This window comes from Bradyrhizobium altum (genome assembly GCF_020889705.1).
Lineage (GTDB): Bacteria > Pseudomonadota > Alphaproteobacteria > Rhizobiales > Xanthobacteraceae > Bradyrhizobium > Bradyrhizobium altum.
Map to the genome: position 1 here is coordinate 5001 of NZ_JACMYP010000243.1, position 8321 is coordinate 13321.

The 8321-nt window shown below is 64.8% G+C and carries 8 protein-coding genes (1 of these 8 only partly in view); 2 read left to right on the top strand and 6 right to left on the bottom strand.

Translation table 11 applies throughout. The features are described 5' to 3' along the window. On the top strand, positions 1–574 hold the 3' portion of the coding sequence (locus H8B02_RS37500) for a hypothetical protein (RefSeq protein WP_229170804.1). It extends 50 nt beyond the left edge of the window; the window shows 574 of its 624 coding nt (coding positions 51–624); its start codon lies off the left edge, out of view; it ends in the stop codon at positions 572–574. A gap of 87 nt (positions 575–661) precedes the next feature. On the opposite strand, the gene H8B02_RS37505 is transcribed toward H8B02_RS37500, so the two are convergent. Then, complete coding sequence (locus H8B02_RS37505) at positions 662–1750, bottom strand: TRAP transporter substrate-binding protein (protein WP_229170805.1); 1089 nt, start codon at positions 1748–1750, stop codon at positions 662–664. Positions 1751–2047: 297 nt separating this feature from the next. Here H8B02_RS37505 and H8B02_RS37510 point away from each other — a divergent pair, with 297 nt between their 5' ends. After that, positions 2048–3133, top strand: a complete 1086-nt coding sequence (locus H8B02_RS37510; protein WP_229170806.1) for an NAD-dependent epimerase/dehydratase family protein — start codon at positions 2048–2050, stop codon at positions 3131–3133. Positions 3134–3378: 245 nt separating this feature from the next. Here the strand turns inward: H8B02_RS37510 and H8B02_RS37515 are convergent, their stop codons facing one another. From H8B02_RS37515 to H8B02_RS37535, 5 genes are all read right to left on the bottom strand, one after another. Further along, positions 3379–4686, bottom strand: a complete 1308-nt coding sequence (locus H8B02_RS37515; protein ID WP_229170807.1) for an NAD(P)H-dependent oxidoreductase — start codon at positions 4684–4686, stop codon at positions 3379–3381. Positions 4687–4851: 165 nt separating this feature from the next. Further along, positions 4852–5652 carry a phytanoyl-CoA dioxygenase family protein gene (locus tag H8B02_RS37520; protein WP_229170808.1) on the bottom strand — a complete coding sequence of 267 codons (801 nt, stop codon included), beginning with the start codon at positions 5650–5652 and terminating at the stop codon, positions 4852–4854. A gap of 55 nt (positions 5653–5707) precedes the next feature. After that, positions 5708–6382 carry a GntR family transcriptional regulator gene (locus H8B02_RS37525; protein WP_229170809.1) on the bottom strand — a complete coding sequence of 225 codons (675 nt, stop codon included), beginning with the start codon at positions 6380–6382 and terminating at the stop codon, positions 5708–5710. A 239-nt stretch (positions 6383–6621) separates the two neighbouring features. Continuing rightward, on the bottom strand, positions 6622–7878 hold the full coding sequence (locus tag H8B02_RS37530) for a M20/M25/M40 family metallo-hydrolase (RefSeq protein ID WP_229170810.1): 1257 nt from the start codon (positions 7876–7878) through the stop codon (positions 6622–6624). Between the two features lie 64 nt (positions 7879–7942). After that, positions 7943–8321: nuclear transport factor 2 family protein (locus H8B02_RS37535; protein WP_229170811.1), on the bottom strand; the 379-nt coding region annotated here is incomplete at its 5' end.

Genomic DNA, 8321 nt, shown 5'->3' on the forward strand with positions numbered 1-8321 from the left:
TGCGACGTCCTTCACCGCAGCGTCGAACAGCGGCGCATTCGCGCAGGCCAAGCAGCAGATGGCGCCGGCGCCCGCGCAGGCTGCTCCTCCCGCACAGGCTGCAGCTCCGGCCCAGGATCAGGCCGCGCCGATCAAGCAGATCGCGTTGACCGACAAGCAGGTCGAGGGCGCGATCGCCGCAGCCAAGGAAATGGACCCGATCACCGCAAAACTGTCCCAGGACGCCAAGCCGGATCCGAAGATCGTTGCCCAGCTCGAGGGCATCGCCAAGAAGAACGGCTTCGCGAGCTATGACGAGTACAACAGCGTCGTCGACAACATTTCGCTGGTGCTCGGCGGCTTCGATCCGCAGACCAAGAAGTATGTCGGTCCCGAGGCGGTGGTGAAGGCGCAGATCGCCCAGGTCCAGGCCGACAAGAAGATGTCGGCCAAGGACAAGAAGGACGCGCTCGCCGATCTCAACGAAGCCCTGAAGTCGCCGCCGCCCGCGGTCGAGAACAAGGGCAATATCGATCTCGTGACCAAGAGCTACGACAAGCTGATGGAAGAATTCGGCGGCAGCGACGACAATTGAGCTGCGATCCGAATCAAAGCCGAATCAAGAACGAAGCCCCGGAGAATTTTCTCCGGGGCTCTTTTTTGTGCCTGGCCTGGTGCCGGCTCAAGTGCGCGTGCGCATCCGCATCATGAAGCTGTCGAACGACAGTTCGGCGACCTGCATCCAGGCCAGCGATTCGTTGCGATAGCTGGCCAGGCTCGCATACATCTTGCCGAAATGCGGATTGCTCTTGGCGAGATCGGCATAGATCTCGTTGGCCGCGTTGTAGCAGGCTTCCAGCACTTCCTGCGGGAACGGCCGCAGCTGCGCGCCGGCCACGATCAGGCGCTTCAGCGCCGGTGGATTGACCGCATCGTATTTTCCGGTGACCCAGGTGAAGGTGTCTTCGGACGCCGCCTGGATCGCGGCCTGATAATGCTTCGGCAGCGCGTTCCACTTGTCCTTGTTCATCACATTGTGGCCCTGGCCGGTGCCTTCCCACCAGCCGGGGTAGTAGTAGAATTTCGCGACCTTGACGAAGCCGAGCTTCTCGTCGTCATAGGGACCGACCCACTCCGCGGCGTCGATGGTGCCTTTCTCCAGTGCCGGATAGATATCGCCGCCGGCGATCTGCTGCGGCACGCCGCCGACCTTGGCGATGATGGTGCCGGCGAAGCCGCCGACGCGGAATTTCAGCCCCTGCAAATCCGCCATCGACTTGATCTCCTTCCGGAACCAGCCGCCCATCTGGGCGCCGGTCGAGCCGGTTGGAATGCCGACGCAGTTGTATTCCGCAAGCAGGTTGTTGATCAGCTCGCTGCCGCCGCCCCATTGCAGCCAGGAAATATGCTGGCGCGTGTTGAGGCCGAACGGCAGCGACGTGCCGAAGGTGAAGGCGGGATTCTTGCCCCAGTAGTAATACAGCGCGGTGTTGCCCATCTCGACTGTGCCGTTGGAGACGGCGTCCAGCACCTGCAGGCCCGGCACGATCTCGCCGGCGGCGAAGGACTGGATCTGGAAACGGTTGTCGGTGATCTCGGCGACGCGCTTGCAGAAGAATTCACAGCCGCCGTAGAGCGTATCGAGCGCCTTCGGCCAGCTCGCCGCGAGCCGCCACCTGACCTCCGGCATCGATTGCGCGACCGCGGGCGCAGCCACCGCCGTCGCAGCCAGTCCGACGCTGCCTGCCCTCAAGAAATCACGACGCTTCATGCGTATCCCTCCTGTGTGCCGATGCCTCGACAAGGGGAACGATCTTGGTGCCGTCTTTCTTCGCCGATCGATCGACGTTGCTGTGATGAATGTGTCCGGTGGCCCTCGACGGGCTCTTGTGGGTGGAAATCCGAGCTTCCGGTTCCACTGGTCAGGATGATCGTTTGCCGGAGGAAATCAAGCGCCGGCCTTCGTTGCAGATGCGAAGGAAAATCGGCGCTGCTGGTCTCATCTGATACCTGTCGGTCCTGCTGCGATCTGCTACGACGGCAGGTGAGTTGATGGGAGTTCAAGGACATGGCCAACAAGAAAGTCGTGGTCGCCGGCGCGACCGGCCTCGTGGGCAACGCCGCCTTGCGACACTTCGGCGCATCCGGCGAGCGCGAGCGCATTGCGCTGTCGCGCCGCAAGCCGCGCGATCTCTACGGTGCGCAGCATGTGCGGATCGACCTCACCAGCGCCGAGGATTGCCGCCGCGCCGCACCCGAGCTCGCCGGCGCAACGCACCTGATCTATGCCGCGCTCTATGAAGCGCCGAGCCTGGTCGATGGCTGGCGCGATGCCGGGCAGATCGAAACCAATGACCGCATGCTGCGCAACCTGATGGGCGTACTCGAACCCGTCGCGCCTGATCTCAAACATGTCGCGCTGCTGCAGGGCACCAAGGCCTATGGCGTGCACGTCCGGCCGCTCACGGTGCCGGCGCGCGAGGGCCGTTCGGAAATGTACGAGCAGCCGAATTTTTATTGGGCGCAGGAAAATTTCCTGCGCGAGTTGCAGCGGGGCAAGCGCTGGCACTGGAGCATCCTGCGCCCGGTGCTGATCATCGGCGAAGCCATGGGCGGTGCGATGGATTTGATCCCACCACTCGGCGTCTATGCGTCAGTGTTGCGCGCGCAGGGCAGGCCGCTCGACTATCCCGGCGGTGCGCCGCGCGTCGCGCAGGCGGTCGACGTCGATCTCTTGGCGCGCGCGATCGCCTGGTCGGGCGATGCGGAGACCGCACGCAATGAAGCCTTCAACGTCACCAACGGCGACGTCTTCACCTGGGAAAATATCTGGCCCGCGGTATCGGATGCGCTCGAGATGGCGCCGGGCCGGCATGTGCCGCTGTCGCTGGCGCAGGAGTATCCGAAATGGATCCCACTGTGGGACGAGTTGCGCAGGAAGCACGATCTGATCGCACCTAGCCTGGAAGAGTTCGTCGGCCTGTCGTTTCAATATGCCGATTACAGCATGCGCTACGGGCAGACTGAATCCGGTCCGCCCTCGATCGTTTCGACCGTGAAGATCAACCAGGCCGGCTTCACCGAGATGATGGATACGGAAGCGATGTTCCGCAAATGGTTCACGCTGGCGAAGGCGAACCGGCTGCTGCCGTGAGTCGTTCGGCGGTGCTTTCTCTTCTCCCTCGCCCCGCTCTTGCGGGGAGAGGGTGAGGGTGAGGGTGAGGGTGAGGGTGAGGGTGAGGGTGAGGGGCCTCCATCCGGCGAGCACTTCGCTGCTTGTTGAGCAATGTGCCTCGCCCCTCACCCGGATCGCATCTAGCGATGCGATCCGACCTCTCCCCGCAAAACGGCGGGGAGAGGTGAGGACGTCGCTCCGTTGGAGGGAGCAGCAAAAGAGCGCTAGCGCGAGAACGCGGCTTCCATCGCCTTGCGCGTCTTGATGGTGTCGTTGCTCTCATCGACCTCGACGTCGCTCCAGCGCACGACCGCGCCATGGGCGATATCGTTCTTCAGCTTGACGCGATGCGCGAGCCCGATCGGCAATGCGCCGGCGGCGAGGCTGGCGGCGGCGGGCATCAGCTTGCCCCATACCGTGTAGCCGCCTTCGCCGTCGAGCATCTCGCCGGCGCGCAGATTGCGCTTCGCCACCGCTGCGACGTCGCCGCGGAAGCCGCGCGGCTGTCCGGTCGGCTCGTTGCGCAGCGCCGCCGAGAGCACGGAAATATTCAGCTCGAGCCCGATCAGATGATACGGCTTGTACATCGCCGCATAGCGGCCGGATGCGTCGGTCTTGAGGCCGTACTGCTTGAAGCAATCGGCGGCATAATCGTTCGGCGCCTCCAGCACCACATAGACGCCCCAGCGCAGATCACGAAACACCGGACGGCCGTCGCGTTCCAGCGACGATACCACCTCGACGATGCCGGATTTCTCCAGCACGCCGCCCTTGTCGCGCGGCCGCATCACATGCGGCAGGTCGTCGACGCCGCAGGGCGGAAACAGCAAGCCCTCCGAGGGCACGTCGAGGGTGCAGGCATTGGCGATCGCCGCCATCTCGATCGCGGATTTGGTGCCGTCGAGGAAGGAATTGAACATCTGCGGGTTCATGCCGGCGGATTGCGCCTCGCCTGATGTGAGCCCGTAATGCTGCCACACGCCTTCCGGCGTCACGTCGTGATAGGCGGGCAGGTATTTCGTGCCCTTGCCGGCGGCGACGACGCGAAATCCCGTCGCGCGCGCCCAATCGACCATCTCCGCCGTCAGCGCCGGCTGGTCGCCATAGGCGAGCGAATAGACCACGCCGGCCTTGCGCGCCTCTTCGGCGAGCAGCGGGCCCGCCAGCACATCGGCCTCGACATTGACCATCACGACTTGCTTGCCGGCGGCGATCGCTGCGCGGGCATGGCGGATGCCGACCGCCGGATTGCCGGTGGCTTCCACCACGACGTCGAACGCGCCGCCTGCGATCGCGCGCGCGCCGTCATCGGTGAAGGTGGTTGCATTGATCCGCGCGTCGTCCCAGCCGACCGTGCGGCACGCCTCGCGCGCACGGTCGCGGTCGAGATCGACGATCACGGGCACCTCGAGCCCCGGTGTGTGCGGCACCTGCGACAGGAACATCGAGCCGAATTTTCCGGCGCCGATCAGGACGACGCGAACCGGCTTGCCGGCGGCGGCGCGGGCTTTGAGGAGGTGATGCAGGTTCATGTGTTGGCTACCAATGGTGCGGTCACGCAGGGCGCGCGACTATTCAGAATCCGTCATTCCGGGGCGACGCGCAAGCGTCGAGCCCGGATCCCATAACCACGATCGGGAGTATGGATTCCGGGCTCGCGACTTCGTCGCGCCCCGGAATGACAGCGTCTTGAGATCCTACTCCGCCGCCTGCCGTGGCGCACGCGCCAGCCGCAGCAGGGCGTCGTCGGCGACGGTCAGGATCGGCGTGAAGTCGCGGTGCGCGATGTAGTCGGGCCGCGTCGGGGTGCGGATGTAGTTCGAGACCGCGTTCAGCGTCAAATAGACAATCTTGCGCGGGTAGGGCGTGATGTTGCCGCTCGAGCCGTGCACCAGGTTGCCGTGGAACATCAGCATGCCGCCGGGCTTGCCGGTCGGCGCGACGATGCCGCCCTGCTTCACGAGCCGGGTTACCGTCTCCTCGTCCAGCGTCCACAGCGGGTAGGACGTGGTCTCGAGATCGTGCGACGCCTTCAGGTCGCCCGCGGTCTGGCTCTGCGGCACCAGCATCAGCGGGCCGTTGATCGGCATCACCTCGTCGAGGAAGATCGCGATGTTCATCGCGCGCGGCTCCGGCATGCCGTCGTCACGCTTCCAGGTGCCGTAATCCTGGTGCCACTGCCAGACGTCGCCGGTGAAGGCCGCCTTCGCGTTGATCTTGAACTGATGCATGTAGACCTTCTCACCGAACAGCTGCTCGATGGGGTCGATCATGCGCGGATGCGCGCCGAGGAGGCCGAACGCCTCGTTGTAGAGATGCGCGGCGAAGGCCGTGCGCGGCGCGCCGCTCTTCTCGCGCCACACCTCGGGGCGGTTGGCGTCATAGATCGAGACCGCCTCGCGTGCGAGGAAATCGACCTCTTCCTGGCTGAACAGCTCGGGCAGGAACAGCCAGCCTTCGCGATGGAAAAATTCGATCTGCTCCGGCGTCAGTTTCATGGTGCTTTCCTCCCTTGATTATTGGTCTTCATTCTTGGCGCCGTGACGGTCCTGTTCACGCCGCCACGTCGATCGCCCTCAGCTTCTCTTCGGTCATCTGCCCCGCCGTCTGCGCATGGGCCAACGCGGCGGCCTCAGCGGCGGCGGCGTTGCCGGAGAAAATATGCGCGGCGATGGTCTCGTGCTCGGTCCAGGCGCTGTCGCGGTAATCGAGCTCGGCGAGCACGGTCGCCATCGAACGGCGCATATGCGGCCATTGCGGCGCGATCATTTCCTCGATCGCGGTATTGCCGGCCAGCCGATAGATCGCGCTGTGGAAGTCGACGTCGAGCGCGATCATGCGCGCCAGTGGCGCGGTGTCGTCGATCGCGCGCCCGGCTTCGAGCGCGCTCTCGAGTTGCGCGCGTGCTGCGGCATCTTCTCTGACGCGCGTCGCGGCAAGCCGCGCCGCCAGCGCGTCGATGGCGCCGCGCACCTCATAGAGCTCGCGGATACGCTGCGGATCGAGCTGCGTCACCTCGAAGCCGCGCTTGCCGCTCTCCGCGACAAGGCCCTGGCGATGCAACAGGTGCAGCGCGTGCGAGATCGGCTGGCGCGAGACGCCGAGCCGATCGGCAAGTTCGTTCTGGGTGATGCGCTGGCCGGGCAGCAGCGTGCGGTCGATGATCGCTTCGAGCAATCGCCCGTAGACCTGGTCGATCAGGTTCGGAAGCGGGTCCAACGGGATCATGCCACCAGTCCAAATTGGAATACGGAATTCCGTATTCGGAAATGGAAGTTACTGCGGGTTGCGGGAGCGGTCAAGGCGCGTGTGGGCGGTAATGCTAAAACATTGAAATAAAAAGGATTTTTAACGAGACAAACACCAGCGTTTCGTCGCGGCTAGGATCGCGACCCGCTCGAGCGGCGGAGCAAGTGGCACCCCCTTCCGTCACTCCCACGAGGGGGGAGGGACGGGGAGGGCAGTCGCTACTTCGCCTTGCCCAACTCCATCAGGATCCGCGTCATCAGATAGAGCCGCGGCACGATCGAGTTGGTGTCGATATATTCGTCGCGGGCGTGATAGCCCCAGCCGGCGAGGCCGAAGCTTTCGACCACGATGGCCTTGCCGCTGCGCGCGGCGTAGCCGGCATCGGTCGCGCCGCCGGTCATGTCAGCGATATCCAGCGTGCGATCGAGTTCGGCATAGATCGCCTGTCCCTGCTTGGCGAGCGCGCGGCCGCCATCGTTCGCGACGAAGGGCGGGCGGCCCGCGGCGACCTTCACGGTTACCTCAGCGTCGGGGACCAGCTTGTCCTTCACCTTTTCGTCGAGCGCGGCCTGCAGCTTCTGCACGCCGTCCGGAATGGTGAGGCGAATGTCGGCGCCGGCGCTGGCGCGATCCGGAATCTGGTTGCGCACGGTGCCGGCCTTCGCGGTGGTCCAGTTCAGCTGCGTGCCTGGGATGGATTTCGCGACGTCCTGGGTCTGCAGCAATTGATGCGCGAGCTCGATCAGCGCGTTGCGGCCGAGCTGCGGTGCGGCGCCGGCATGCGAGGCCTTGCCCTTCACATCCATCGTGCCGGTCGCGGTGCCGCTGGCGCCGAGCAGCAGGCTTTCGTTCTTGGCTACCGGCGGCGCCACCGTCGGCTCGCAGGACAGCACAACATCGTGCTGGTCGGCGAGCTCGGCGATGATCTCGCCGGAGCCGATCGATCCGACCTCTTCATCCGGATTGAACGACACCGTGAGTTTTGCGTAGTCGCGCCAGCCCGCATCGTTCAGAATCTTGAGCGAATGCAGGATGACGGCGATGCCGCCTTTGTCGTCGGCAATGCCGGGCCCGTAGATCCTGTTGCCGTCGACCTTGTAGGGCTGGCTGTCGAGGATGCCGTGCTCATAGACCGTATCCATATGCGCGATCAGCATCAGCTTCTTGCTGCCGGTCCCTTCGAAGGTGCCGATCACCATGTCGGCGCCGGCGCCCTTCGTGGTCTTGCGCCGCTCGGTCTTGGCGCCGAGCGCCTTCAACCGCGCTTCGGTGTAGTCGGCCATCTTCTTCAGGCCTTCGACATCGCTGGAGCCCGACTCGATCAGCACCATGTCGTGCAGGCTCTCGATCACGGCTGGCTGGGCCTGCTCGGCGGCCGCGTGCAGCTTTTCATCCGCGGCAGCAAAGGCGGGGGACGAGGCGAAGGCGAGCGAAAGCAGGCCAGCCGACGCGAGCAATTTGATGGATAATTTCATGATTGTCCTCCCTGTCTAGCGCAGGGAGGACACTAACATCGCAAACCATCTGTCTCCAGCCGCGTCAGGCCTGGTCGAGCACCTCGACATCGAAGGTCTCGATCTGCGCGGGCTCGGCGGTCGCGTCGATCGCCGCGATCCTGTCGCCTGAAATCGTGACCCGCAGCACGATGCGCAGCGCGCCACCGAAGATGACGGCAACGCCGATCTCGCCATCGACCAGCGCCGCTTTCGCCGCCTGCGCGCGTCCCCTGAAGCTTTCGGCGACAGCCGCGGCGCCGCGGATGACCGGCAGCGAGCCGAGCCGCTGCGCTGCCTGATCGGCGCGCACCACGACGTCGGGCGCGAGCACCGCAAGCAGTCCTTCGAAATCGCCGTTGCGGGATGCCGCGAGGAAAGCCTCGACGATGCTGCGCTGCCGGCTGAGATCGACATCCGGCGCG

Bases quoted from the DNA above. Each gene is read 5' to 3' on its own strand.
- H8B02_RS37505 (WP_229170805.1), bottom strand. From the start codon at position 1,750: ATGAAGCGTCGTGATTTCTTGAGGGCAGGCAGCGTCGGACTGGCTGCG.
- H8B02_RS37510 (WP_229170806.1), top strand. From the start codon at position 2,048: ATGGCCAACAAGAAAGTCGTGGTCGCCGGCGCGACCGGCCTCGTGGGC.
- H8B02_RS37515 (WP_229170807.1), bottom strand. From the start codon at position 4,686: ATGAACCTGCATCACCTCCTCAAAGCCCGCGCCGCCGCCGGCAAGCCG.
- H8B02_RS37520 (WP_229170808.1), bottom strand. From the start codon at position 5,652: ATGAAACTGACGCCGGAGCAGATCGAATTTTTCCATCGCGAAGGCTGG.
- H8B02_RS37525 (WP_229170809.1), bottom strand. From the start codon at position 6,382: ATGATCCCGTTGGACCCGCTTCCGAACCTGATCGACCAGGTCTACGGG.
- H8B02_RS37530 (WP_229170810.1), bottom strand. From the start codon at position 7,878: ATGAAATTATCCATCAAATTGCTCGCGTCGGCTGGCCTGCTTTCGCTC.